Genomic DNA, 24964 nt, shown 5'->3' on the forward strand with positions numbered 1-24964 from the left:
CTGTGACCCTTTTGGCTCATTACCGACTGATATTGTGCACGTTTGTGGTGAACCGTCGCGGAATGGTATTCGGGGTTGCGGCCTACGTGCTCTGGGGCCTGTTCCCCCTGTACTGGCCCCTGCTGAAGCCCGCGGGCGCGCTGGAGATCCTCGCCCACCGGATCATGTGGTCGCTCGTGGCGGTCGGAGTGATCCTCGGCGCGACCCGCAACTGGGCCTGGATCAGGACGCTCGGCCTCCGCAAGCTCGGCCTGCTGGCCCTCGCCGCGGTGGTCATCACGATCAACTGGGGCACGTACATCTACGCGGTCAACTCCGGCCACACGATCGAGGCGGCGCTCGGCTACTTCATCAACCCCCTCATCAGCGTGATCTTCGGCGTGCTGATCTTCCGTGAACGGCTGCGGATCTGGCAGTGGCTCGCGGTCGCGCTCGGCACGTCGGCCGTCGTCCTGCTGACCGCCGACTACGGGCGACTGCCCTGGATCGCGCTCACGCTCGCCTTCTCGTTCGGTACGTACGGGCTGCTCAAGAAGTTCGCCGACATGCCCTCGGCCGAGAGCCTCGCCGTCGAGACCGCCGTGCTCTTCCTGCCCGCTCTGGGCTTCGCGACGGCCCTGGAGTTTCAGGGGAACGCCGCGTTCGCCCACCACGGCACCGGCCACGCGGTGCTCCTCGCAGGCGCCGGAATCGTGACCGCCCTCCCCCTCATGCTCTTCAACGCGGCGGCGGTCCGGCTCCCGATGAGCGCGATCGGCATGCTCCAGTACCTCGCGCCCGTACTGCAGTTCCTCATCGGCCTCCTCGTGCAGCACGAGGACATGCCGCCGAGCCGCTGGGCCGGGTTCCTGCTGGTCTGGGCCGCGCTGATCGTTCTGACGACCGACGGCCTGAGGTCCGGCCGCCGCCTCCGTCTCCAGGCCCGCGCGGCCGAAACCGCCTGACGACCCCAAAAGCCCAACTTTTCCGGCTTTCTAGGCGTCTCTTGAGTCAACGCGCCTGAAAGGCACTAGAGTGCCGGACGTCACACGCACGGCACATTGACCCGAGGAGTACGGTTGCGCCTGCTCAGCATCAGCGCTCTCGGAGCGGCGCTCGTCGCGGGCGCCCTGGTCGCGCCTGCCACCGGCGAGGCCACCTCCTCCGGCTCGAACGGCATCAAGGTCTCCCCCAAGACCGCCCACCCCGGGCAGCACGTCGAGATCACCGTGCGCGCGTGCTCGGTCGGCCCCGACCGCCACTGGGCCCAGTCCACCGCCTTCGCCAAGGACGTGACGCTGGCGGGCAAGGGCTACAACGGTCAGGGCAAGGCGACCATCAAGGGAAACATCGGCTCCGGCACCTACGACATCGTCGCCCACTGCGGCACCAAGCAGGTCACCGGCCGAGTCAAGATCTCCTCCCGCCGCTCGCTGCCGTTCCCGCTCCCGAACGCCCTGAACCCCCAAGCCGCCCGCTTCACCAAGTAGCTCCCAGCCCAACGGCCGGCCCCGAAGCGAGGCCCGGCTGTGTCACCGAGCCTCGCCACGGAGCTTCAGAGCCGGAACGCCAGGCCGCTCAGCCGCGTTCACCGGGCCGGGGGAAGACGACGGGCACGCTCGCGATACCGATCACACCGGTCGGCCACACCACCTGAGGACGCGCGCCGGGCGCCAGTTCGTACTCCGGGATGCGCCGGTGCCACTCCTCCAGCACGACCCTCAGCTCCGTCCGCGCGAGATGGACGCCCAGGCATCGATGAGGCCCGCCGCCCCAGGTGAGGTGGTTGTAGTCGCGCCCGGGATCGAAGGTGTCGGGATCGTCGAGCTCGGCGAAGTCCCGGTTGGCGGCGCCGACCGCGACGCCCACGGCGGCTCCGGCCGGGATGTGCACGCCCGCGAGCTCAACGTCCTGAGTGGCGACCCGCGGGACCACCGCGTTGGCCGGATCGACCCTCAGCATCTCCTCGACCGCCGACGGGATCAGTGACGGATCGGCGGCGAGGGCGCGCCTGAGCTCCGGGCGGCTCGCCAGCTTGGCGAACATCAGGCTCAGCGCGTTGGTCACCGAGTCCACCCCGGCGAGCACGAACAGGAAGCACAGCCCGACGGCGTCCTGGTCGGTGAACGAGGGGTCGCCCTCGACCAGGTCCCGGAGAAGTCCCTCCGCGCGCCCCGCACGGCACTCGGCGACGTGTGCGCTCACATAGCCGAACAGCTCGGCCGCCGATGCCATCGCCTCGGCCGAGGGCTCGCCGCCACCGGAAAGGTCGGCCATTTGAATGATCACGTCTCGCCAGCTCAGCAGCCGTTCCAGGTCGGCCGAGGGCAGCCCGAACAGTGCGAGGAAAACCTGCGCAGGAACGGGTCGGGAAAGATCCGCCACGGCGTCACAGGAACCGCGCTCGATGATCACGTCGATGAGCGCCGAGGTGTTCTCGCGGACGGAACTCTCGAGCGCCGCGGCGGCCCTCGGTGTGAAGAACGGCTGCAGTAGCCGCCGGTAACGAGTGTGGTCAGGCGGGTCGAACGCGATGGGCACGAGCGGCACCGGACTGCCCAAAGTATCGAACGCGCGTTTGGACGAGAAGAGCTCCGGATTCTTGAAGACGTGATCGGCGAGCTCGCGGGTCGTCACGAGGTACCCCGCGTCAGAACGCACCACAGGCCCGGCCTCACGGAGGATCGCGTATCCCTCGCCGCGGTCGTCGGCCATGGGCAGTTCGGCCATCGAAAGGGTGGCCTGGCCTTGGGTTTCAGCCGTCATGACCATCCCCCTGAAGCGCCCGTTCCCCAAAGATCTCGACAATTGGTAAAGGCCGCGAGAAAGGATTCGTTCACCTGTTTAGAACCCATTACACCCCTTGTTGGCAAGAGCCTGCGAAGGGTGATCTCTCTCACCTTCGCGCGCCTAACGATCTGACCGACCTCACCTTGAAGGAAGAATGAGCAGCATGCAATACTCTGGGGTCAATTGACCCTACTTCTCCCCCGTTGGCCCAATCCGTCCCAAATACTGAAACGTTCGCGGAATGGCCCTCAGCGAACGTCGGACACCCGGCCGCACGGTGTGCGGCGCGGTGGCTGAAGCGCGCCAAAATTCCACATGGGGTACAGCAAGGGGCAGTGAGCGATGTCCATCGACGCCGAGACGACCGGCGCCCGCAAACCCAGAACCTTTCCGCTCTACAAAACCCTCCCCGGCTTCCTCCGCAATCCTCTGAAGGAGATCGAACGCATAGGCCGCGAGGCCGACGGCGAACTCCTTCGACTGGATCTGGGCGCCTCGAAGCCCCTGGTAGTGACACATCCGGACCATGTCCAGTCCGTGTTGCGCCATTCCGACACCTACGTTCGCGACGGCGTCTTCTGGCGCCCGCTGCACGGCCTGATGGGCGACGGGATCCTCGGCGAAGGAGACCTCTGGGCGTTCAGCCGCAAGATCCTGCAGCCCGTCTTCACGACCCGGAACGTCAACGCGCTCACCGGCCGGATGGCCGAGACCATCAACGAGGCCGTCGACGACCTGGCCGGGCGCGCCGGCGGCGGGCAGGCGCTCTCGGCCGGCGCCGAGATGGTCCAGATCGTCAACCGCACGGTCATCCGGATCTTCTTCGGCGAGAAGATCCTCCCGGCCGAGATCGACCGGCTGCTCCCGGCCTTCGAGGCGGTCGCCACCAAGCTCGTCTTCCGGTTCCTGCTGCCGTTCGTCCCCGAGGCGATCCCGATGCCCGGCGACCGCGCGTACCGCGAGGGCGTGCGGATCATGGACGAGGTGATGTACGGCCTGGTCGAGCGCTACCGCGACGATCCCGGCGAGGGCGACGACATCTTCACCGCCCTGTGCCGGGCCCGTACGGCGGACGGCGGCGAGCCCTCCGACACATGGGTGCGCGACAACCTCGTCGCGATGTTCGCGACCAGCACCGAGACGACCTCGACCGCGCTGACCTGGCTCTGGCCCACGATCTGCAACAACCCTGAGGTGGCGCTGCGGCTGTACGACGAGGTCGAACGGGTGGTGGGCGCCGACCCCGTCGGCCCGGAGCACCTCCCGGATCTGACCTATACCAAGCAGGTGGTGCAGGAGCTGCTGCGCCTCTACCCCGTCGGCTGGTTGTTCCCCCGCATGGCGACGCAGCCGGGCGAGATCGGCGGGACGCCCATCAAGCCAGGGCAGACGATTCTCATCAGCCCCTATCTGACCCATCGGCTCACCGCGTTCTGGGAGAGGCCGCTCGCCTTCGATCCAGACCGCTTCAGCCCGGAGCGGAGTGCGGACAGGCATCGGTACGCGTACTTCCCCTTCGGGGGCGGGCCGCACCAGTGCATCGGCATGCACGTCTTCAACGTCGAGGCACAGCTCATCATCGCGAGCATGCTCAGCCGCTTCCGGCCCGAACTACTGGAGACGAGCGCCGCCATCGAGCCCCGCATCGGCGCCACGATCAGGCCGGACCAGGACCTCCAGCTGATCCTGCACCCGTTGGACCGTTCCTCATGACGTCCTCGGCCCTCGAATCGGGGGCGACCTGTGCCGTCGCGGGCCAGGGCCAGCGCCAGATGCGCGAGTGGGCGGCGGCGTACCCCGGCCTGTACGGCGCGAAGGCGTTCGATCCGGCCCTCTTCAGCACGCTCGCGCTGGCGGCCGCCTTCAGCGGCCCCGGTCTCAGCGCCCGGCGGCTGCGCATGGCCAACCGGGTCTGCCTGTGGTGCTTCGGGCTCGACTGGCTGATCGACTACGCGGCGACGCGGGCGGACGAGGTCAGCGACCTCGTCCGCCGCTGCAAGGACGTCGCCGCCTCGCCGCGCCCGGCGGCCATGCCCGCCCCGCCGCGCCCGGCGGCCATGCCCGCCCCGCCGCGCCCGGCTGCCATCCCCGCCCCGCCGGGCCTGGACGGGTCGGCGTCGACCCCGGCGGTCGCGGATCTCATGGCGTTCCTCGCCGACATCACGACCGAACTGGCGGCGGCTCCCGCGTTCGCTCGCCTGGGTGAGGTCTGGTTCAGCGAGCTGTCCCTGATGCTGGACGCGATGGCGCGCGAGTGGACCTGGAAGGCCGACCGCAAGATCGGCACCACGGACGGCACCACGGACGCCCCTACCTTCGACGCCTATCTGGCCAACGCCGACAACCTCGGTTTCTCGTTCGTCCTCACCTCGCACTGGATCGCCGAGGGCGGGCACGGTGAGGCCGAGGCCGTACGGGCGGCGTCCCAGGCCGTACAGCGGGTCATCCGGCTGCTCAACGACCTCGGCACCTACGAGCGCGATCTGCAGTGGGGCGATCTCAACGCACTCCTCCTCGACCTCACCCGCGGCGAGGTCGAGGCGCGGATCGCCGATCTCACCGCCGAGGCGCGTACCGCGATCCACGACATGCGAGACGGACATCGGGGACTGGCCACGTACATGGAGCGGCAGATGGACTTCTGCGCCGGTTTCTACGGTGTCACCGACTTCTGGGGTGCGTTGTGAGCAGCCTCGACTGCAGGGATCCCTCGGACATCACCGTCGGCGTCGCCGACATCGAGGCCGCGGCCCGCGATCTGGTGGAAGGCCTCCAGCGGCGTCCGTGGGGCCAGACGTCCACCTCGGTCTACGAGACCGGCCGCCTGGTGACCCTGTCTCCATGGCTGACCGGCCATGCCGAACGTGTGACCTACCTCCTGACGGGCCAGCGCCCCGACGGAGGGTGGGGTGCACCGAACAACGGTTATGCGCTGGTGCCCACCCTCAGCGCGGCCGAGGCGCTCCTTTCGGAGCTCTCCCGCCCGGCACCCCGGGACCCGCAGACGACGGCGACGGCGGTGGACCGCGCCCTGTGTTTCCTGACCGAACGGCTCTTCCCCGCGCTGACCACGCTGGACGCGCTGCCCGACATGCCGGCGATCGAGTTGATCGCGCCGGCGCTCATCGAGCGGATCAACGAACACCTCGCCGCGCTCCCCAGCGCTCCGGCTCCGCCCGCCGCCCTCGCACGCTGGGCGGGCGTTCGGCTGACTCCGCCCGCGGGCATGGACGGCGCACGCCTCCCCCTCGTTCGAGAGCTGCTGAATTCGGGGGCGGAGCCGCCGCAGAAGCTCCTTCACGCGCTGGAGATCGCCGGGGACGCCGCCGTCGGGCTCCCGCAGATCCGGCACGAGCCGACCGGCACGATCGGCGCCTCTCCCGCGGCCACCGCGGCCTGGCTCGGCGACAGCCATCCGGCCGAGCCCAGCAATCCGGCCCGCTGGTACCTGGAGACCGTGACGTCCCTTCACGACGGCCCGGTCCCCTGCGGGTTCCCGCTCACCGTGTTCGAACGCGGCTGGGTGCTGGCGTGGCTGACCCGCGCGGGCGTCCCGCTGAGCGTCCCCCCTGCGCTGGTACTGAGCCTGACCGCACCGCTCGGGCCGAACGGGACGTCGGCCGCGGCGGGCCTGCCGGCGGACGCCGACACAACGGCCGGGGCACTGTACGCCCTGGCACTGCTCGACGTGCCCCACCCGCCCGACTCGTTGTGGGCGTACGAGACGGAATCGCATTTCTGCACCTGGCAAGGCGAGGACGGATACTCCACCACGACCAACGCCCATGTTTTGGAAGCCTTTGGGCAATTTCTGGTAAAGGTGCCCGCTCATCGCATCGAGGGAACTCTCGCGAAGCGCTATTCGGAAACCGTTGCCAAGATCACCAACTGGCTCCGTGACCGGCAGCGCACCGACGGCTGTTGGACCGACCGCTGGCACGCCTCCCCCTATTACGCGACCGCCTGCTGCTCCATCGCACTGGCGAGGTTCGGCGACGACGCGGCGGCCGCGCCGGTCGAGGCGGCGCGACGCTGGATCCTGGCGAACCAGCGTGCGGACGGCTCATGGGGCCGGTGGCAGGGAACGGCCGAGGAGACGGCCTACGCCGTCCAGACGCTCTTGCTGACCGAGTCCGAACCGTCGCATGCATCGCTACGAGCGGTCGCCCGCGCGGAAGCGAAACTCCTCGGCCACCTCGCCTCGCCGGTGAGCGGCTCCACGGGCCCGGACATCGAGGACGAGCCCGCCCTTTGGCACGACAAGGACCTCTATCACCCGGGAGCCATCGTTCGGGCCGCCGTACTGTCAGCTCTCCTGCTCATCCGCAAGTCCGCGAATGCACGGGAGAGGTGAAATGGAACACACCCGGCCATAGCGCAACCAGAACTTCATGCGGGTTGTTAGTGATTCACTTGAGACGGAATGTCGCTGTTGCTAGTGTTCTTCCGCGTACGGAGCGGTGACTCCCCCGTTTCTCACTACCACCGACCCGCATCGATGTTTCGCGCCGTTCATTGAGTTCACAGCGGTTTGCGGACGAATCTACAAATTGTTGAGGCGATATTAATGCGCTTCCGCAACTCACGTCTGCGGACCAAGGTCACGGCTCTCCTGCTCTCCCTCATCGCACTCTGGGGGTTCGCCGCCTGGGTGACGCTGCGCGAGGGGATCAACCTCCTCGGGGTGCAGACGCTCGACAGCAACGTGGCCCAGCCCTCCGACCCCCTCCTGGTGGAGCTGCAGCGAGAGCGCAGGCTCTCCATGGTCGAGATGGCGACGCCGGGCCAGCAGCAGCGCTCCGCGCTCCAGGCTCAGCGGGCCCGTACCGACCAGACCGCGAGCGAACTGGTCAGCAAGGCGCGCAGCGGCGCGGTGAAGCGCACCGCCGGCGACGACCTCGAGCACCGCATCAACCTGATGATCTCCCGGTTGCGCACGGTGAACGCCGCCCGTCACACCGTCGACTCCGGGGGCACCGACCGCGCCCAGGTCAGCGATGCCTACACGGGCATCATCGACGCGGTGTTCCGCACCTACGACGCCCTGGCGACCCTGGACGACAAGGACTTCGCCCGCGACACGCGTTCCCTGGTCGCGATCAACCGCACCTGGGAGCTCCTGTCCCAGGAGGACGCCCTGGCCGCCGGCGCCCTCGCGACCGGCCGCGTCTCGGCCACCGAGCAGGCGCAGTTCACCGAGCTGGTCGGCGCCCGCCGGATCACCCTCGCCCGCGCCCTGGCGGATGTGGAGAACTCCGACCCGACACTCCACGACAACCTGCAGTCGAGCCCCAAGCTCGCCCGCGTGCGCGCCTTCGAAGACCAGATCATCCAGGCGCGGCGCGCCGTGACGTCGCCGCAGAGCGCCAAGCAGCAGCGTCCCGTCGTGTCCGCCGAGCAGTGGAGCTCGGCGGCGGCGCCCGCGCTGGCGGACGTACGCGATCAGGTGCAGGGCGCCGGTGACCGCCTGGTCGACCGTGCCAAGCCCATCGCCATCGGTGTTGTTGTGCGGTTGTTGCTGGCCGGTGGTCTGGGGCTGCTGGCGGTCATCGCCTCGATCGTTGTGTCGATCACCACGGCGCGGGCGTTGGTGCGGCAGTTGGAACGGCTGCGGGGGGCGGCTTGGGAGCTGGCCGAGCAGCGGCTGCCCGGGGTGGTCGAACGGCTGGGGCACGGGGAGAGCGTGGACGTGGCCACCGAGGCTCCGCCGCTGGAGTTCGGGGCGGACGAGATCGGGCAGGTCGGTAAGGCGTTCAACGCCGTTCAGGAGACCGCGATCCGGACCGCCGTCGAGCAGGCGGAGCTGCGGCGCGGGATCCGGGACGTGCTGCTCAGCCTGGCGCGGCGCACGCAGACGCTCGTGCACCGGCAGCTGAGCATGCTGGACACGATGGAGCGGCGGCAGGACATCGATCCGAAGGAACTGCAGGACCTGTTCCGGATCGACCACCTGGCGACTCGTATGCGGCGGAACGCGGAGAACCTCATCGTGCTCTCCGGCGCCATCCCGGCTCGTGGGTGGCGGCGGTCGGTGCCGATGGTGGACGTCGTACGCGCGGCCGTCGGTGAGGTCGAGGACTACACGCGGGTCCAGGTCATGCCGATCGGGGCCGTGGAACTCACCGGGCGGGCCGTCGGTGACGTGACCCACCTGCTGGCCGAGCTGATCGAGAACGCGGTGTCGTTCTCCCCGCCGGACACGGTGGTGCAGATCGGCGGGCAGAAGGTGGCGAGCGGGTTCGCGATCGACATCGAGGACCGCGGGCTCGGGATGAGCGACGAGCGGCTGAACGAGATCAACGAGCGGATCGCCGACCCGCCCGAGTTCAACCTGCAGAGCTCGGTGCAGCTGGGCCTGTTCGTGGTCGGCCGCCTGGCCGAACGGTACGGGCTCCAGGTGTCCCTCAAGCGTTCGGCGTACGGGGGGACGACGGCGGTCGTGGTCATCCCGACCGAGCTGGTGACCGACGAGGGCGACCGGCCGCCGGGGCTCCCGGCCACCACGGAGAACGGGCTGGCCGTACGGCAGCCGGCGACGGCCGGGGCGCGGGCCCTGGCGGCGGTGCCGAGCACCTCGCGGGACTCCAGCGGCAGCGGCGGGCTCAAGACCGTTCCGCAGCCGCGGCCGGAGACCGAGGACGAGGAGCCCGAGGTTCTCGCCGGCACCGTCCTGCCCGCCGAGTCGACGCCAACGCTGACGCCGACGCCGGTCGAGTCGGCCCTGGCCGAGTCGGCGCCGGTCGAGTCGGCCCTGGCCGAGCCGGCCCCGGTCGAGCCGGTCGAACAGCCCGACACAACCGTGGAGGAGCCGGAAGTGAGCAGTACGCCCTCGGGCCTGCCGGTCCGGGTGCCGCAGGCCAGCCTCGCGCCGCCGTTGCGGACCGAGGAACCGGTCGTGGCGGAGGAGCCGGACGAGGAGGAGGCCGTGAGGTCTCCCGAGGAGATCCAGCGGATCATGGGCTCCTACCAGGCCGGAACGCGGCGCGGACGGGATGAGGCCCAGGCTCGGGCAGAAGGCGAGGACGAGCAGTGACGCAGAAGCCGGTGGACCTGAGCTGGCTGCTGGACGATCTGGTGGGGCGCCTGCCGCATGCCAGGCATGCGGTGGTGCTGTCGGCGGACGGGCTGCTCATGGCCTCCTCGAAGGCCATGAGCCTGGACGACGGCGAACACCTGTCGGCGGTGGCGGCCGGGATCCAGAGCCTGGCCAAGGGCGCGGGCACCCGGTTCGGCGGCGGCCCCGTCCGGCAGACGATCGTCGAGATGCAGTCGGCGTTCATGCTGGTGACCGTGGCGGGCAAGGGCGCCTGCCTGGCGGTGCTGAGCGACGAGGAGGCCGACGTCGGGCTCATCGCGTACGAGATGGCGATGCTGGCGACCAGCATGGCCGACCACCTCACCTCGCCGTCGCGGACCGAGGAGCAACCGGCCCAATGAACCCGCCCGAGGAAGAACCCGACGAGCGGTGGCTCGACGAGCATGCCGGGCCGATGGTCCGGCCGTACGTCATGACGAGCGGGCGGATCGAGCCCAGCCGGGGGAAGTTCGACCTCATCACGCTGGTGGTCGCGATCGGGCCGGAGCCCGAGAGCGAGATCGGGCTGGGGCCCGAGCACATGGCGATCATGCGGATCTGCCAGTCGGTGCTGTCGGTGGCCGAGCTCACCGCGCATCTGGACCTGCCCGTCGCGACCGTGCGGGTGCTGCTGGGCGACCTGCTCGACAAGGGCTTCATCACCCTCCAGGAACCCGAACCGGAGGCGGACATGCACGACATCAGGCTCTACAAGGCGGTGATCGATGGTCTCCGGGCTCTCTAGACGCGAGGTGAACGGCCGCCTGCTGCCCACCGCGGTCAAGATCGTGATCGCGGGCGGTTTCGGGGTCGGCAAGACCACCATGGTGGGCACGGTCTCCGAGACCCAGCCGCTGCGGACCGAGGAGATCCTCACCGACCAGGGCGTCGGCGTGGACGACGTCTCGGGCGTGGAGCGCAAGACCACCACGACCGTCGCCATGGACTTCGGCCGGATCACGATGGGCGAGGACTATGTCCTCTACCTGTTCGGGACGCCCGGCCAGGAGCGCTTCTGGTTCATGTGGGACGAGGTGGCGCTCGGCGCACTCGGTGCGGTGGTGCTGGCCGACACCCGGCGCCTGTCGGACTGCTTCCCGTCGGTGGACTACTTCGAGCGCCGCGGCACGCCGTTCCTGGTCGCGGTCAACTGCTTCGAGGGCTCCCGCCGGTACGACCTGGAAGAGATCCAGATGGCGCTCAACCTGGGCCCGAACGTCCCGGTCATGCTCTGCGACGCCCGCAAGCTCGACTCCTGCAAGAAGGTCCTCATCGACCTCGTCCTGCACGCCATGAAGGTCCGCGGCGTCGGCGACGAAGAGCCCGTCAACGCCTGATGCCGATCGGACGCACGTGCCCGACGGCCGGTCGGGGCTTGGAGCCTGCGGTCGTACGGGCTGGTCAGCCCGTACGGGAGACGACTCGGCCCGTGCGAGAGACGCCTCAGCCCGTGCGGGAGACCACGTAGTCGCAGAGGCCGGTGAAGGCGGCGCGGGCCGGGATGTCGGGGAGGGTCTCCAGCTCGGCGCGGGCGTCTTCGGCCCAACGGCGCAGGTCGGCGCGGGAGCGGTCCATGGCCGGGTGGGCGCGGAGCAGGGTGAGGGCCTCGGCGTGCAGGGCGTCGTCGGTGAGGTCCTGCTTGAGGAGCTCGCGCAGGCGGGCGTCGTCGGGGCCGGAGCCCGCGCCCGCCATGACCAGGTGCATGGGGAGGGTGAAGATGCCCTCGCGCAGGTCGGTGCCGGGGGTCTTGCCGGACTGCTCGGCCTCGGAGGAGATGTCCAGGATGTCGTCGGACAGCTGGAACGCGACGCCGATCTTCTCGCAGGCGGAGGTGATGGTGTCGACCACGTGCGAGGGGGCACCCGAGAGCAGGGCGCCGAACTGGCCGGAGACGGCGATCAGCGAGCCGGTCTTGTCGGCCACGACCTGCAGGTAGTGCTTCAGCGGGTCGGCGTCGGGGGCGACGCCGACGGTCTCCTGGATCTGGCCGCGGACCAGGCGGGCGAACGCGCGGGCCTGGATGCGGACGGCCTCGGGGCCGAGGTCGGCGAGGAGGTCGGAGGCGCGGGCGAACAGGTAGTCGCCGGTGAGGATGGCGACGGTGTTGGTCCAGCGGGCGTTCGCCGAAGGGGTACCGCGCCGAACGGTCGCCTCGTCCATCACGTCGTCGTGGTAGAGCGTCGCCAGGTGGGTCAGCTCGACCACCACCGCGGCCGGCACAACGCCGGCCGCGGCGGGGTCGCCGAAGTGTGCGGCGAGGAGCACCAGCATCGGGCGGAAGCGCTTGCCTCCGGCCTCGACCAGGTGCTTGGAGGCCTGGGCGAGCAGCGGATCCTCGCTGTGCACCGACTCGAGCAGCAGCGACTCGACCGCCGCGAGCCGCTCCTGGACGTCGGCGGCGAGCCCGTCGTCCACAGGCAGGCCAAATGGAACGGCGCTGCTACTCACCCAAACCCCCTACAGGAGCACTACCTGACGAACATCTGTGTCGCGGCGTGCCCGGCAAGATCCAGCATGGGCTGGGGGAGCACGCCGAGTACCACAGTAGCCGTCAGCCCGAGCGCCACCGCAGCCGCGGTGGCCGGTGCGGCCACCACGGTCGGGCCGTCGGCCTCCGGCTCGCTGAAGAACATCACCACGATGACCCGGACGTAGAAGAACGCGGCGATCGCCGAGGAGATCACGCCGACCACCACCAGGGGGGTCGCGCCGCCCTCGATGGCGGCCTTGAACACCGCGAACTTGCCGGTGAAGCCGCTGGTCAGCGGGATGCCGGCGAACGCCAGGAGGAAGAAGGCGAACACGCCGGCGACCACCGGGGAACGCTTGCCGAGGCCCGCCCAGCGCGACAGGTGCGCCGCCTCGCCCGCTCCGTCCTGCACCATCGTGATCACCGCGAACGCGCCGATCGTGGTGAAGCCGTAGGCCGCCAGGTAGAACAGCGTGCCCGACAGGCCGTCGCGCGAGGTGGCGACGACGCCGGTCAGCAGGAAGCCCGCGTGCGCGATGGAGGAGTAGGCCAGCATCCGCTTGATGTCGGTCTGCGTGATCGCCACGATCGCGCCGACGACCATTGTGAGAATGGCCACACCCCACATGAAGGGGCGCCAGTCCCACTTCATGGTCTCCAGGCCCACGTAGTAGACCCGCAGCACCGCGCCGAACGCGGCGACCAGCGTGCAGGAGGCCATCAGCGCGGTGATCGGGGTCGGGGCGCCCTGGTAGACGTCCGGCTTCCACATCTGGAACGGCACCGCGCCGACCTTGAACAGCAGGCCGACCGACAGCATCGCGACGCCGACCAGCAGCAGCGTCTCGTTGCCGGCGTCCCGGCTGAGCTGGTCGGCGATCACCGACAGCCGCACCGAGCCGGAGTAGCCGTACAGCAGCGCCGCCCCGTACAGGAAGAACGCCGAGGAGAACGCGCCCAGCAGGAAGTACTTGACCGCGGCCTCCTGCGAGAGCAGGCGGCGGCGCCGCGCCAGCCCGCACAGCAGGTAGAGCGGCAGCGACATGACCTCAAGGGCCACGAACATCGTCAGCAGGTCGTTCGACGCGGGGAACATCAGCATGCCGCCGACCGCGAACAGCATCAGCGGGAAGACCTCGGTCTGGGCGATGCCCGCCGCCGTGGTCTCCTGCTCGGCCTCGCTGCCCGGCAGCGCGGACGCCTGCGCGGCGAAGTGCTGCGGGGCGCGGCCGCCGCGCTCGGAGATCAGCAGCAGCGACACCAGTGCCAGCACCAGGATCGTGCCCTGCAGGAACAGCGTCGGTCCGTCCACGCCGAGCGCGCCTTCGGCGGCGACGTGGTGCGGCTTGTCCTTGGCCGCCAGGACGCAGGTCCAGACGAGGCCGATGATCAGGCCGACGGCCGTGACGGTGACCTGCGCCGGGTAGCGCTGCTTGCGTCCGAGGAACGCCTCGACCAGCACGCCCACGATGGCGGCGCCGAACACCACCAGCATGGGCGCGAGCTGCCCGTATTCGATGTGCGGCGCGGGGATGTCCCCCTGCGCCAGGACAGCGCCCGTGGTCATGGACGTGCTCCGTTCTCAGCGACGTTGCCGGAGATCTTCGGGGCCGGATCGTGCTTGTCGACCCTGACCAGCGTCTGCTTCACCGACGGGTTGATCACGTCGAGCACCGGCTGGGGGAAGAAGCCCATCACCAGGATGATCGCGATGATCGGCCCGACCGCCCACTTCTCTCGAAGCGACAGGTCCTTCATCCCGGTGACCTGCTCCTTGGGCTGCCCGCCCATCGTCCGCTGGTACATCCACAGGATGTAGATCGCGGCGAGGACGATGCCGGTGAGCGCGAACAGCGCGGGCACCTTGTAGCGGGTGAACGTGCCGGTGAGCACCAGGAACTCCGACACGAACGTGGACATCCCCGGCAGCGACAGCCCGGACAGGCCGGAGATGAGGAACAGCCCGGCCAGCATCGGCGCGACCTTCTGGACGCCGCCGAACGCGTCGATCCGCGCGGACTTGCGCCGGGCGATCATGAAGCCGACCAGCAGGAACAGCGCGCCGGTCGAGAAGCCGTGGTTCACCATGTAGAGCGCGGCGCCCGACTGGCCCTGCGAGGTCATCGCGAAGATGCCGAGCACGATGAACCCGAAGTGCGACACCGAGGTGTAGGCGACCAGGCGCTTCAGGTCGACCTGCCCGATCGCCAGCACCGCGCCATAGATGACGCTGATGACGGCGAGCGTGAGCACCACCGGCGTGGCCCACTTGGACGCGCCGGGGAACAGCTCCAGGCAGAAGCGCATCATCCCGTACGTGCCGACCTTGTCCAGCACGCCGACGATCAGCACCAGCGCGCCCGCCGGTGACTGCGCCGCCGCGTCCGGCAGCCAGGTGTGCACCGGCACCATCGGCGCCTTGATGGCGAACGCGATGAAGAAGCCGACGAACAGCCACTTGGCGGTGGTCGGGTCGACGTTCATCTTGTTCAGCTCTTGGAACATGAACGTGCCGTGGCCGAGGCCGCCGTCACTGACCGACTTGGCCGACAGCGGGTACAGCCAGATCACCGCGACGAGCATGACCAGCCCGCCGAACAGCGAGTACAGCAGGAACTTGACCGCCGCGTACGACCGCTGCGCGCCGCCGTAGGACCCGATGATGAAGTACACCGGGATCAGCATCGCCTCGAAGAAGACGTAGAAGAGGAAGACGTCGGTCGCCGCGAAGACGCCGATCATCATCGCTTCCAGGCCCAGGATCAGCGCGAAGTAGGTCTTCACAGAGCGCTTCGGCGGAGTGTCGACTCCGCCAGAGCGGCCCGACTCGTCCCAGGAGGCCAGGATGACCAGCGGGACCAGGATGACCGACAGCAGGATCAGCACCAGCGCGACGCCGTCGACGCCGACCGCCCAGTGCACTCCGAACGCCTTGATCCACCAGTACTTCTCGGTGAACTGGAACCGGTCGCCACTGGTGTCGAAACCCGTCGCCATCACCGCGGCCACGACGGCCACGACGAGCGAGACGCCGAACGCGACCTGCTTGACCAGCGCGTCGCGTCCGCGCGGCAGCAGGCCCACCACCAGCGCGCCCACGAGGGGCAGCGCGATGAGGACGCTCAGCCAGGGAAAGTCTTCCATCAGACGTTCACCACCAGCAGCGCCGCCACAACGAGTGCCGCGCCAAAGAACATTGATAGGGCATAAGAACGGACGAAGCCGGTCTGGATCCGGCGCAGCCGGCCGGACGTACCGCCGACGCCGGCCGCCAGGCCGTTCACCGCGCCGTCGACGCCGCGGTTGTCGAACCAGACCGCGAGCCGGGTCAGCCACTGGCCGGGCCGCATGAGCAGCGACTCGTTCAGCGCGTCGCCGTAGAGGTCCTTGCGGGCCGCGACGGTGACGAACGAACCCTTGGGAGCCTCACGCGGCACCTGCCGCGCCGCGTACTGCCGCCACGCGATCGCGACACCGACGACCATCAGGGCGAGGGTGGCGAGACCCGGAGTGGTGATCCACTTGAAGTGGTGCTTCTCCCCTCCCACGACGGGGTCGAGGAAGTCGGAGAATCCGCCGAGGATCAGGAAGCCTCCGGCGAAGACGGATCCGACCGCCAGCAGCATCAGCGGAACGACCATGACCATGGGCGACTCGTGCGGGTGGACGTCCTCGTCCCAGCGCTTCTCGCCGAAGAACGTCATGAACATCACGCGCGACATGTAGTACGCCGTGATGCCCGCGCCGACCAGGGCACACGTGCCGAGGATCGCGCCGGAGGTGCCGCCCTTGTCGAACGCCGCCTCGATGATGGCGTCCTTGGTGAACCACCCGGACAGGAACGGGAATCCGATGATCGCCAGGTAGCCGAGCCCGAACGTGACGAACGTGAAGACCATGACCGCCCGCAGCGCCCCGTAGAAGCGCATGTTGACGTTGTCCTTCATGCCGTGCATGACCGAACCGGCGCCGAGGAAGAGGCCCGCCTTGAAGAAGCCGTGCGCGATGAGGTGCGCGATGGCGAACACGTAGCCCGGCTTGCCGAGACCGGCGGCCAGGTGCATGTAGCCGATCTGCGACATGGTCGAGCCGGCCAGCGCCTTCTTGATGTCGTCCTTGCCGCAACCGATGATCGCACCGGCGAGCAGCGTGGCCGCGCCGACGATCGTGACGACCAGCTGCGCGGTGTCGGACATCTCGAAGATCGGCGCGGAGCGCACGATCAGGTAGACGCCCGCGGTCACCATCGTCGCCGCGTGGATCAGGGCCGAGACCGGGGTCGGGCCCTCCATCGCGTCCAGGAGCCAGGACTGCAGCGGGAGCTGTGCCGACTTTCCGCAGGCGCCGAGCAGGAGCAGCAGGCCGATCGCGGTCGCGGTGCCCGTGCCGAGCTTGGAGGCCAGGCCCACGTGCTCGGCGCCGGTGCCCAGGATCTGGGTGAAGCCGACGCTGCCGAACGTGCCGAACATCAGGAAGATCGCGGCGAGGAGCCCGAAGTCACCGACCCGGTTCACCACGAACGCCTTCTTGGCTGCCGTCGCCGCGGTCGGCTTGTACTGCCAGAAGCCGATCAGCAGGTACGAGGCGAGACCGACGCCCTCCCAGCCGAGGAACATCGTCACGTAGTTGTCGCCGAGGACCAGCAGGAGCATCGCCGCGACGAACAGGTTCAGGTAGGCGAAGAACCGGCGCCGCTCGGGGTCCTCGGCCATGTAGCCGATGGAGTAGATGTGGATCAGCGAGCCCACGCCGGTGATCAGGAGCACGAAGCTGATGGACAGCGGGTCCACCAGCAGCCCCATGTCGACCTTGAACGAGCCGACGCTGATGAAGTCCCACAGGTGCAGGGTCCGGCGCCGCTCCTCGGCGTCGTACCCGAGCATCTGGATGAACATGGCCGCGCCGACGACGAACGCGCCGAGCGACATGGTCACGCCGAGCAGATGACCGAACTTGTCGGTGCGCTTCCCGCCGAGCAGCAGGATCGCCGCACCCGCCAGTGGCAGGGCGATGAGTAGCCAGGCGACCGCCTGGATGCCTTCAGCCTTCACCAGCGCACCTCAGTACTTCAGCAGGTTCGCGTCGTCCACGGACGACGACCTGCGGGTTCGGAAGATCGTCATGATGATCGCGAGGCCCACGACGACCTCCGCGGCGGCGACCACCATCACGAAGAACGCGATGATCTGGCCGTCGAGGTTGCCGTGCATGCGGGAGAACGAGACGAACGCCAGGTTGGTCGCGTTCAGCATGAGCTCGACGCACATGAACACCACGATCGCGTTGCGGCGCACGAGCACGCCGACGGCGCCGATGGTGAACAGGATCGCCGAGAGCGCCAGGTAGTGCCCTGGACTCATTTGCCTGCCTCCTTGACCTCACGCCGCCCGGCGCTCGCGTCCTTGGCCTCTTCTGCCACGGCCTTCACGGCCTCGACATCCGCTTCGAGCGCCTCGGTCTCGGTGCCGCCGTACAGGTCGGCGTGCCGGGAGGCGGTGTCGGTACGGGCCGCGATGACCGGGTTGACCGACAGCTCGGAGGGGGTGCCGTCCGGCAGCAGCGCGGGCATGTCGACCGCGTTGTGCCGGGCATAGGTGCCGGGACCGGGGAGCGGGCCGGGGTGCACGCCCGCGGCGCCCGCGAGGAACCGCCGTGTGGACAGGTCCTTCTGGGTCGGCTTCGGGGTGGTGCGCTCGCGATGCGCCAGCACCATCGCGCCCAGCGCCGCGGTGATCAGCAGCGCGCTGGTCGCCTCGAACGCGAACACGTACTTGCTGAACAGCAGCCGGGCGAGGCCCATGACGTTGCCCTCGGAGTTGGCCTGCTTCAGGCCCGCCGAGTTGCCGATCGTGGCGTTGCCGAGCCCGACGGCCAGGAGCACCAGGAAGCCGATGCCGGCGATCGCGGCCCAGAACCGCTGCCCGCGGATCGTCTCCACCAGGGAGTCGGTCGAGCTCACGCCGACGAGCATCAGCACGAACAGGAAGAGCATCAGCACCGCGCCGGTGTAGACGATCACCTGGACGAACGCCAGGAACGGCGCGCCCTCGATCGCGTACAGCGCGGCGAGGCAGAGCATCACGACCGCCAGCAGCAGCGCCGAGTGCACCGCCTTGCGCATGAAGATCATGCCGAGCCCGGCGAACGTCGACACGATCGCCAGCAGCCAGAAGAAGAACGGCTCCCCCGACTGCTTGTCGGCGACCTGCGCGAGCACGTGCGCGTGGTCGGCGGTCAGGCCGGCGGCCATATGTGCGGCGGTCACTTCTTCTCACCCTCTTCGGGCTGCAGACCGAGGCGGTAGTAGTCCTCCTCGGTCTCGCCGAGCCGCATCGCGTGCGGTGGCTGCTCCATGCCCTCGCGGAGCGGGGCGAGCAGCATCTCCTTGGTGTAGATCAGGCTTTCCCGGCTGTCGTCGGCGAGCTCGTACTCGTTGGTCATCGTGAGCGCCCGGGTGGGGCACGCCTCGATGCAGAGCCCGCAGAGGATGCAGCGCAGGTAGTTGATCTGGTACGTCCGGCCGTAGCGCTCGCCCGGGGAGTACCGCTCGTCCTCGTGGTTGTCGGCGCCCTCGACGAAGATGGCGTCGGCGGGACAGGCCCAGGCGCACAGCTCGCAGCCGACGCACTTCTCCAGCCCGTCCGGCCACCGGTTGAGCTGGTGCCGGCCGTGGAAGCGTGGCGCGGTCGGCTTCTTCACCTCGGGGTACTGGACGGTCTCGCTCTTCATGACCATCTGATGGAACGAGACCCCGAACCCCTTGACCGGGTTGAGCCAGTCACTGAATCCCACTGCCGACCTCCTTTCGGGTGGTCGTCTGCCGACCGTGGTAGTGGGGCGCGTCCATCGGCGGCACCGGGAACCCGCCCGCCGCGGCGTCCGGCGCGGCCTCGCCCGCACCCAGGTCCGGAACGATCTGCTTCTCCTTGTCGCCGCCGCGCATCAGCTCCCAGACCAGCGTGATCGCGAACAGCACGGCGATCACGATGATGGAGTAGACGGTCAGCTGCGTGGTGTCGTAGCCCTCGTTCCGCATGGCGCGGATCGCGGCGACCAGGATGATCCAGCCGAGCGAGAAGGGCATGAGCACCTTCCAGCCGAGCTTCATGAGCTGGTCGTAGCGGACCCGCGGCAGCGTGCCGCGCAGCCAGATGAAGAAGAAGATGAACAGCACGAGCTTGATGACGAACCAGAGGATCGGCCACCAGCCCTCGTTCGCGCCCGCCCACACCGTGGAGATCGGTGCCGGTGCGCGCCAGCCGCCCAGGAAGAGCGTGGTGCACAGCGCCGACAGCGTCGCCAGGTTGATGTACTCGGCGAGGAAGAACATCGCGAACTTCAGCGAGGAGTACTCGGTGTGGAAGCCGCCGACCAGCTCGCCCTCGCCCTCGGGGAGGTCGAACGGGATGCGGTTGGACTCGCCCATCATCGTGATCACGTAGACCACGAACGACGGGAAGAGCAGCACCACGTACCAGATGTGGCTCTGCTGCTCCACGATCCGGCTGGTCGACATCGAGCCGGAGAACAGGAAGACCGCCACGAACGACAGGCCCATCGCGATCTCGTACGAGATGACCTGCGCCGAGGAGCGCAGCCCGCCGAGCAGCGAGTAGGGCGACATCGACGACCAGCCCGCCAGCACGATCCCGTAGACGCCCATCGAGGACATCGCCAGCACCAGCAGGACCGCGACCGGGAGGTCGGTGCCCTGCAGCGCCGTCTGGTGGCCGAAGATCGAGACCGTCGGGCCGAACGGGATGATGATGAACGAGATGAACGCCGGCACCGCCGACAGCACCGGCGCCAGGATGAAGACGAACTTGTCGACCTGGCGGGGGACGATGTCCTCCTTCAGCGCCAGCTTGACGCCGTCCGCCAGGCCCTGCAGCAGCCCGAACGGGCCGCAGCGGTTAGGGCCGACGCGCAGCTGCATCCGCCCGATGATCCGGCGCTCGAACCACATGGACATCAGCACGGTCACGACGAGGAAGACGAAGATCGCCAGCACCTTGCCGCCGATCAGCCACCACGGGTCGTCGCCGAAGCCCTTCATCGTGGGGTCGCTCGTCGCCGCGTCGGCGAGGACCGCCCCGGCGGGGACGCTCTGCAGCATCATCGGGAACCTCCAGTGGCTCCGGCTCCGGTTCCGCCGCGGGCCACGGTGCCGACCCCGGTGGAGATCTTGACGACGCCGCCGGCCCCGACGCCGAGGTCACGGTAGAGCGCGCAGCCGGCCGAGTTGGTCGGCAGCCACACGACCCGGTCCGGCAGGTCCGGGGTGATCTCGAGCGGCAGCGTCACCTCGCCGCGTCCCGCGGTCACCGTGACCACGCCGTCCGCGCCGATCTCGGTGGCGGTCGCCGGGGACAGCCGCGCCACCGCGGGCTTGGCCGTTCCGGCGAGGTAGGGCTCGCCGTCCTGCATGCGGCCCCGGTCCAGCAGCATCCGCCAGGTCGCCAGCAGCGCCTCGCCGTGCCCCGGCTCGGGCCGCACGCCCTGCGAGACGTTCGGCGCGTCGGGCCGCTCGCCCCGGTGGCCGCCGAGCTCGGTCAGCTCGCGGCGGGCCGCCTCCGGCCCCGGCAGTCCGAGGTGGACGTCCATCTCACCGGCGAGCATGTCCAGCACCCGCAGGTCCGACATACGGCCCGAGCTCTTCAGCACCACTTCGAAGGGACGGCCGCGGCCCTCCCAGTCGACGAACGTGCCGGCCTTCTCGGCGACCGCGGCGACCGGCAGCACCACGTCGGCGCGATCGGTGACCGCGCTGACCCGCTGCTCCAGGCTGACCACGAACCGGGTCGACTCGATGGCCTTCAGCGCGGCCTGCGGGTCGGGCAGGTCGTAGGGGTCGAAGCCGCCGATCAGCAGCGCGTCCCGTTCGCCCGCCGCGGCCGCGGCCAGGATCCCGTCGGTGTCGCGGCCCGGCGTCGAGGGCAGCTCGGCCACCGACCAGGTGCGGGCCACCTCGGCGCGCGCCTCGGGGTCGGTCACCGGGCGGCCGATCGGCAGCAGCCCGGGCAGCGCCCCGGCCTCGATCGCGCCGCGTTCACCGGCCCGGCGCGGCACCCAGGCGAGCCGGGCGCCGGTGATCTGGGCGAGCCGCACGACGCTGGACAGCGCGCCGGGGCTGGTCGCCAGCCGCTCGCCGACCAGGATGACCGACGCGGCCGGCAGCCGGGTGTCGCTCGCCAGGTCGCCGAGGACCTCGGCCTCCGAGCCCGGCAGCGCCGGGATCAGCTCGCCGCCGACCTTGGCCAGGCCGCGGGTGGCGAACGGCGCCACCGCGAAGACCTTGAGGCCCTTCTTGCGGAACGCCTTGCGGAGCCGCAGGAAGACGATCGGTGACTCCTCCTCCGGCTCGAAGCCGGCCAGCAGGACCGCCGGGGCGTTCTCCAGCTCGTCGTAGGTGACGTCGATGTGCCTGCCCGCGACCGCGGAGGCCAGGAAGTCGGCCTCCTCGGCGGTGTGCGGCCGGGCACGGAAGTCGACGTCGTTGGTGCCGAGCGCGACCCGTGCGAACTTGGCGTAGGCGTAGGCGTCCTCGAGCGTGACGCGCCCGCCGGTCAGCACGCCCGCCTTGCCGCGGGCGGCGGCCAGGCCGCGGGCCGCGACGGTGAGCGCCTCGGGCCAGGACGCCGGCTCCAGCACGCCGTCCTCGTTGCGGATCAGCGGGTGGGTGAGGCGGTCGGGCTGGGTGGCGTAGGTGAACGCCCACCGGCCCTTGTCGCAGTTCCACTCCTCGTTCACCTGCGGGTCGTCACCGGCGAGCCGCCGGGTGACCTTGCCGCGCCGGAAGTCGGTGCGCATCGCGCAGCCGGAGGCGCAGTGCTCGCAGGTGCTCGGCGCCGACACCAGGTCGAACGGCCGGGACCTGAACCGGTAGGCCGCGCCGGTGAGCGCGCCGACCGGGCAGATCTGCACCGTGTTGCCGGAGAAGTAGGACTGGAACGGCTTGCCGTCGGCGGCGCCGACCTGTTCCTTGGCGCCGCGCTCGAACAGGTCGATGAACGCGTCGCCCGCGATCTGGTCGGAGAAGCGCGTGCACCGGGCGCACTGGATGCAGCGCTCCCGGTCCAGCAGCACCTCGGTCGACAGCGGGATCGGCTTCGGGAAGGTCCGCTTGGCCTCGACGAACCGCGTCTCGCCACGCCCGTTCGACATCGCCTGGTTCTGCAGGGGGCACTCGCCGCCCTTGTCGCAGATCGGGCAGTCGAGCGGGTGGTTGATGAGCAGCATCTCCATCACGCCGTGCTGCGCCTTGTCGGCCACCGGCGAGGTGAGCTGGGTCTTGATGACCATGCCCGGCATCACGGTGGTGGTGCAGGACGCCTGCGGCTTCGGCATCCCGCGCCCGTTGCCCGCGTCGGGGATCTCCACCAGGCACTGGCGGCAGGCCCCGACCGGGTCGAGCAGCGGGTGGTCGCAGAAGCGCGGGATCTGGATGCCGAGCAGTTCGGCGGCCCGGATGATCAGGGTGCCCTTGGGCACCTCGATCTCGAAGCCGTCGATGGTGACGGCCACCATCTCCTCGGCCTTCTGGACCGCGGCGTCGCCCTTGGTCACGGTCACTTGCTCACACCTCCCCAGAGGGTGGACTTGGCCGGGTCGAACGGGCAGCCGCCCTGCTCGAAGTGCTTCAGGTACTCGTCGCGGAAGAGCTTGATGGAGGAGACCACCGGGCTCGTCGCGCCGTCGCCGAGCGCGCAGAACGAGCGGCCGAGGATGTTGTCGGAGAGGTCCAGGAGCGTCTCCAGGTCCTCTTCCTTGCCATCGCCGGCCTCGAGGCGCTTCAGCATCTGCTTGTACCAGTAGGTGCCTTCGCGGCAGGGGGTGCACTTGCCGCAGGACTCGTGCGCGTAGAACTCCGACCAGCGCAGCACGGCCCGCACGACGCAGGTCGTCTCGTCGAAGATCTGCAGCGCCCTGGTGCCGAGCATGGACCCGGCCGCCCCCACGGACTCGAAGTCCAACGGAACGTCCAGGTGCTGATCGGTGAAGATCGGGGTCGAGGACCCGCCGGGCGTCCAGAACTTCAGCTGATGACCCTCACGGACCCCGCCGGCCATGTCGAGGAGCTCGCGCAGCGTGATGCCGAGCGGCGCCTCGTACTGCCCCGGCCGGGTCACGTGGCCCGACAGCGAGAAGATCCCGAAGCCCTGCGACTTCTCGGTCCCCATCGAGGCGAACCAGTCCGCGCCGTTCTCCACGATCGAGGGAACGGACGCGATGGACTCGACGTTGTTGATGACAGTGGGGCCGCCGTAGAGTCCCGCGACCGCCGGGAAGGGGGGCTTCAGCCTGGGCTGACCGCGGAATCCCTCCAGGGAGTCGAGCAGGGCCGTCTCCTCGCCGCAGATGTACGCCCCGGCGCCGGTGTGCACCACCACGTCCAGGTCGTAGCCGGAGCCGAGGATGTCCTTGCCGATGTAGCCCTTCTCGTACGCCTCCGCGACCGCGGCCTGCAGGCGGCGGATGACGTGGAGCACTTCACCGCGCACGTAGATGAACGCCTGGCTGGAGCGGATCGCGTAGGAGCTGATGATCACGCCCTCCACGAGGACGTGCGGGTTGGCCATCATCAGCGGGATGTCCTTGCACGTGCCCGGCTCGGACTCGTCCGCGTTGACGACCAGGTAACGCGGGTTGGGGCTGGTCGGCGGCAGGAAGCCCCACTTCATGCCGGTGGGGAAGCCCGCGCCGCCGCGGCCGCGCAGACCCGAGTCCTTGACGGCCTGCACGATCGCGTCCGGCTCCATGCCGAACGCGGTGCGCAGTGCCTTGTACCCGCCTTCGCGCTCGTACCCCTCAAGGGTGAACGAGTCGGCCTGGTCCCAGTTCTTGGTGAGAACGGGAGTCAGCGTTGTCACTTGTTCTCACCCTCCTGGCTGCCTGGCTTCACCGTTCCGCCGATGGGCTTGCCCGGCTCGTTCGGCGGCGGATCGGAGATCTCGCTCGGCTTCACCGGCTCGTCCGGCTGGGGACGGTCCACGTCGGTGCGCGGCGCGGTCCAGCCGCGCTCCTTGGCCAGCGCCAGGCCGACCAGCGACTCGGCGCCGGCCTGCAGGCCCTCGCCCGCCTTGCCGTCGGGGAATCCGGCCAGCACGCGGGAGGCCTCCTTCCAGGTGCACAGGCTCTTCGGCCCGCGAGAAGGAAGCACTTCCTTACCCGTGCGCAGGTCGTCGACCAGGTCCTTGGCCTTCTCGGGAGTCATGTTGTCGAAGAACTCCCAGTTGACCGTCATCACCGGCGCGAAGTCGCAGGCGGCGTTGCACTCGATCCGTTCGATCGACACCCTGCCGTCCGGGGTGGCCTCGTCGTGGCCGACTCCCAGATGATCGCTGACCTCTGACCAGATCTGGTCGCCGCCCATCACCGCGCACAGCGTGTTGATGCAGACGCCCACGTGGTAGTCGCCGACCGGGTTCCGCTTGTACTGCGTGTAGAACGTGCTGACGCCCGTCACCTGGGCAGGAGTGATGTCGAGCTGCTCGGCGCAGAACTCGATGCCGTCCTGCGTGATGTGCCCGTCCACCGACTGCACCAGGTGGAGCAGGGGCAGCAGCGCGGAGCGGGTCTTCGGGTAGCGCGCGATGATCTCCTTCGCGTCCCGCTCCAGCTGCGCACGCGTTTCGGGTTCGTATGCCATG

The 24964-nt window shown here is 69.3% G+C and carries 21 protein-coding genes; 9 read left to right on the forward strand and 12 right to left on the reverse strand.

Features of this window, described 5'->3' with window-relative positions; genetic code table 11:
- Positions 1-62: 62 nt before the first annotated feature.
- Together rarD and J4573_RS30360 are read left to right on the forward strand one after the other, a co-directional pair.
- Positions 63-944 (forward strand): EamA family transporter RarD, encoded by an 882-nt coding sequence (rarD, locus tag J4573_RS30355; RefSeq protein WP_208259328.1) that lies wholly within the window; start codon positions 63-65, stop codon positions 942-944.
- Between the two features lie 114 nt (positions 945-1058).
- Positions 1059-1469, forward strand: a complete 411-nt coding sequence (locus J4573_RS30360) for a hypothetical protein (protein ID WP_208259329.1) — start codon at positions 1059-1061, stop codon at positions 1467-1469.
- A gap of 88 nt (positions 1470-1557) precedes the next feature.
- On the opposite strand, the gene J4573_RS30365 is transcribed toward J4573_RS30360, so the two are convergent.
- A complete protein-coding gene (locus tag J4573_RS30365; protein WP_208259330.1) occupies positions 1558-2745 on the reverse strand; it encodes a cytochrome P450 in 1188 nt (395 codons plus the stop codon).
- Between the two features lie 366 nt (positions 2746-3111).
- Between J4573_RS30365 and J4573_RS30370 the strand changes: the two genes are divergently transcribed.
- From J4573_RS30370 to J4573_RS30400, 7 genes are all read left to right on the forward strand, one after another.
- Entirely contained in the window at positions 3112-4482 is a 1371-nt protein-coding gene (locus J4573_RS30370) for a cytochrome P450 (protein WP_208259331.1), read from the forward strand.
- On the forward strand, positions 4479-5456 hold the full coding sequence (locus tag J4573_RS30375; protein WP_208259332.1) for a terpene synthase family protein: 978 nt from the start codon (positions 4479-4481) through the stop codon (positions 5454-5456). Before J4573_RS30370 ends, J4573_RS30375 begins: the two co-directional genes overlap by 4 nt.
- Positions 5453-7123 carry a prenyltransferase/squalene oxidase repeat-containing protein gene (locus J4573_RS30380; protein WP_307797017.1) on the forward strand — a complete coding sequence of 557 codons (1671 nt, stop codon included), beginning with the start codon at positions 5453-5455 and terminating at the stop codon, positions 7121-7123. Before J4573_RS30375 ends, J4573_RS30380 begins: the two co-directional genes overlap by 4 nt.
- Before the next feature lie 213 nt (positions 7124-7336).
- Positions 7337-9802 (forward strand): sensor histidine kinase, encoded by a 2466-nt coding sequence (locus J4573_RS30385; RefSeq protein ID WP_208259333.1) that lies wholly within the window; start codon positions 7337-7339, stop codon positions 9800-9802.
- Complete coding sequence (locus J4573_RS30390; protein WP_208259334.1) at positions 9799-10206, forward strand: roadblock/LC7 domain-containing protein; 408 nt, start codon at positions 9799-9801, stop codon at positions 10204-10206. Before J4573_RS30385 ends, J4573_RS30390 begins: the two co-directional genes overlap by 4 nt.
- Positions 10203-10589, forward strand: a complete 387-nt coding sequence (locus J4573_RS30395) for a DUF742 domain-containing protein (RefSeq protein ID WP_208259335.1) — start codon at positions 10203-10205, stop codon at positions 10587-10589. Before J4573_RS30390 ends, J4573_RS30395 begins: the two co-directional genes overlap by 4 nt.
- Entirely contained in the window at positions 10570-11181 is a 612-nt protein-coding gene (locus tag J4573_RS30400) for a GTP-binding protein (RefSeq protein WP_208259336.1), read from the forward strand. Before J4573_RS30395 ends, J4573_RS30400 begins: the two co-directional genes overlap by 20 nt.
- Before the next feature lie 106 nt (positions 11182-11287).
- Here the strand turns inward: J4573_RS30400 and J4573_RS30405 are convergent, their stop codons facing one another.
- The 11 genes from J4573_RS30405 to nuoE are packed head-to-tail and all read right to left on the reverse strand — an operon-like array spanning position 11288 to position 24963.
- Positions 11288-12265: a polyprenyl synthetase family protein gene (locus J4573_RS30405; RefSeq protein WP_208259553.1), complete on the reverse strand. Its 978-nt coding sequence runs from the start codon at positions 12263-12265 to the stop codon at positions 11288-11290.
- Between the two features lie 47 nt (positions 12266-12312).
- Positions 12313-13881, reverse strand: coding sequence for an NADH-quinone oxidoreductase subunit NuoN (gene nuoN, locus J4573_RS30410; RefSeq protein WP_208259337.1), 1569 nt, complete (start codon positions 13879-13881; stop codon positions 12313-12315).
- Positions 13878-15458 carry an NADH-quinone oxidoreductase subunit M gene (locus J4573_RS30415; protein ID WP_208259338.1) on the reverse strand — a complete coding sequence of 527 codons (1581 nt, stop codon included), beginning with the start codon at positions 15456-15458 and terminating at the stop codon, positions 13878-13880. Before J4573_RS30415 ends, nuoN begins: the two co-directional genes overlap by 4 nt.
- Entirely contained in the window at positions 15458-17365 is a 1908-nt protein-coding gene (gene nuoL / locus J4573_RS30420; protein ID WP_208259339.1) for an NADH-quinone oxidoreductase subunit L, read from the reverse strand. Before nuoL ends, J4573_RS30415 begins: the two co-directional genes overlap by 1 nt.
- Positions 17366-17374: 9 nt before the next feature.
- Positions 17375-17674 carry an NADH-quinone oxidoreductase subunit NuoK gene (gene nuoK, locus J4573_RS30425; protein ID WP_208259340.1) on the reverse strand — a complete coding sequence of 100 codons (300 nt, stop codon included), beginning with the start codon at positions 17672-17674 and terminating at the stop codon, positions 17375-17377.
- Complete coding sequence (locus tag J4573_RS30430) at positions 17671-18579, reverse strand: NADH-quinone oxidoreductase subunit J (protein WP_372442914.1); 909 nt, start codon at positions 18577-18579, stop codon at positions 17671-17673. Before J4573_RS30430 ends, nuoK begins: the two co-directional genes overlap by 4 nt.
- Complete coding sequence (gene nuoI, locus J4573_RS30435) at positions 18576-19106, reverse strand: NADH-quinone oxidoreductase subunit NuoI (protein ID WP_208259341.1); 531 nt, start codon at positions 19104-19106, stop codon at positions 18576-18578. Before nuoI ends, J4573_RS30430 begins: the two co-directional genes overlap by 4 nt.
- Positions 19093-20430: an NADH-quinone oxidoreductase subunit NuoH gene (nuoH, locus tag J4573_RS30440; protein WP_208259555.1), complete on the reverse strand. Its 1338-nt coding sequence runs from the start codon at positions 20428-20430 to the stop codon at positions 19093-19095. The genes nuoI and nuoH overlap by 14 nt, the downstream gene beginning before the upstream one ends.
- The gene (locus J4573_RS30445) at positions 20430-22886 is read right to left on the reverse strand and encodes an NADH-quinone oxidoreductase subunit G (protein WP_208259342.1); all 2457 of its coding nucleotides are present in this window, start codon (positions 22884-22886) and stop codon (positions 20430-20432) included. The genes nuoH and J4573_RS30445 overlap by 1 nt, the downstream gene beginning before the upstream one ends.
- Positions 22883-24184 carry an NADH-quinone oxidoreductase subunit NuoF gene (nuoF, locus tag J4573_RS30450; RefSeq protein ID WP_208259343.1) on the reverse strand — a complete coding sequence of 434 codons (1302 nt, stop codon included), beginning with the start codon at positions 24182-24184 and terminating at the stop codon, positions 22883-22885. The genes J4573_RS30445 and nuoF overlap by 4 nt, the downstream gene beginning before the upstream one ends.
- A complete protein-coding gene (nuoE, locus tag J4573_RS30455; protein ID WP_208259344.1) occupies positions 24181-24963 on the reverse strand; it encodes an NADH-quinone oxidoreductase subunit NuoE in 783 nt (260 codons plus the stop codon). The genes nuoF and nuoE overlap by 4 nt, the downstream gene beginning before the upstream one ends.
- Between the last annotated feature and the right edge of the window lies 1 nt (position 24964).

Source organism: Actinomadura barringtoniae (assembly GCF_017573505.1).
GTDB classification, from domain to species: Bacteria; Actinomycetota; Actinomycetes; order Streptosporangiales; family Streptosporangiaceae; genus Spirillospora; species Spirillospora barringtoniae.

Coding starts and splice junctions, on each gene's coding strand:
- rarD (WP_208259328.1), top strand. CDS start 63: ATGGTATTCGGGGTTGCGGCCTACGTGCTCTGGGGCCTGTTCCCCCTG.
- J4573_RS30365 (WP_208259330.1), bottom strand. CDS start 2,745: ATGACGGCTGAAACCCAAGGCCAGGCCACCCTTTCGATGGCCGAACTG.
- J4573_RS30370 (WP_208259331.1), top strand. CDS start 3,112: ATGTCCATCGACGCCGAGACGACCGGCGCCCGCAAACCCAGAACCTTT.
- J4573_RS30375 (WP_208259332.1), top strand. CDS start 4,479: ATGACGTCCTCGGCCCTCGAATCGGGGGCGACCTGTGCCGTCGCGGGC.
- J4573_RS30385 (WP_208259333.1), top strand. CDS start 7,337: ATGCGCTTCCGCAACTCACGTCTGCGGACCAAGGTCACGGCTCTCCTG.
- J4573_RS30395 (WP_208259335.1), top strand. CDS start 10,203: ATGAACCCGCCCGAGGAAGAACCCGACGAGCGGTGGCTCGACGAGCAT.
- J4573_RS30400 (WP_208259336.1), top strand. CDS start 10,570: ATGGTCTCCGGGCTCTCTAGACGCGAGGTGAACGGCCGCCTGCTGCCC.
- nuoN (WP_208259337.1), bottom strand. CDS start 13,881: ATGACCACGGGCGCTGTCCTGGCGCAGGGGGACATCCCCGCGCCGCAC.
- J4573_RS30415 (WP_208259338.1), bottom strand. CDS start 15,458: ATGGAAGACTTTCCCTGGCTGAGCGTCCTCATCGCGCTGCCCCTCGTG.
- nuoK (WP_208259340.1), bottom strand. CDS start 17,674: ATGAGTCCAGGGCACTACCTGGCGCTCTCGGCGATCCTGTTCACCATC.
- nuoH (WP_208259555.1), bottom strand. CDS start 20,430: ATGCTGCAGAGCGTCCCCGCCGGGGCGGTCCTCGCCGACGCGGCGACG.
- nuoE (WP_208259344.1), bottom strand. CDS start 24,963: ATGGCATACGAACCCGAAACGCGTGCGCAGCTGGAGCGGGACGCGAAG.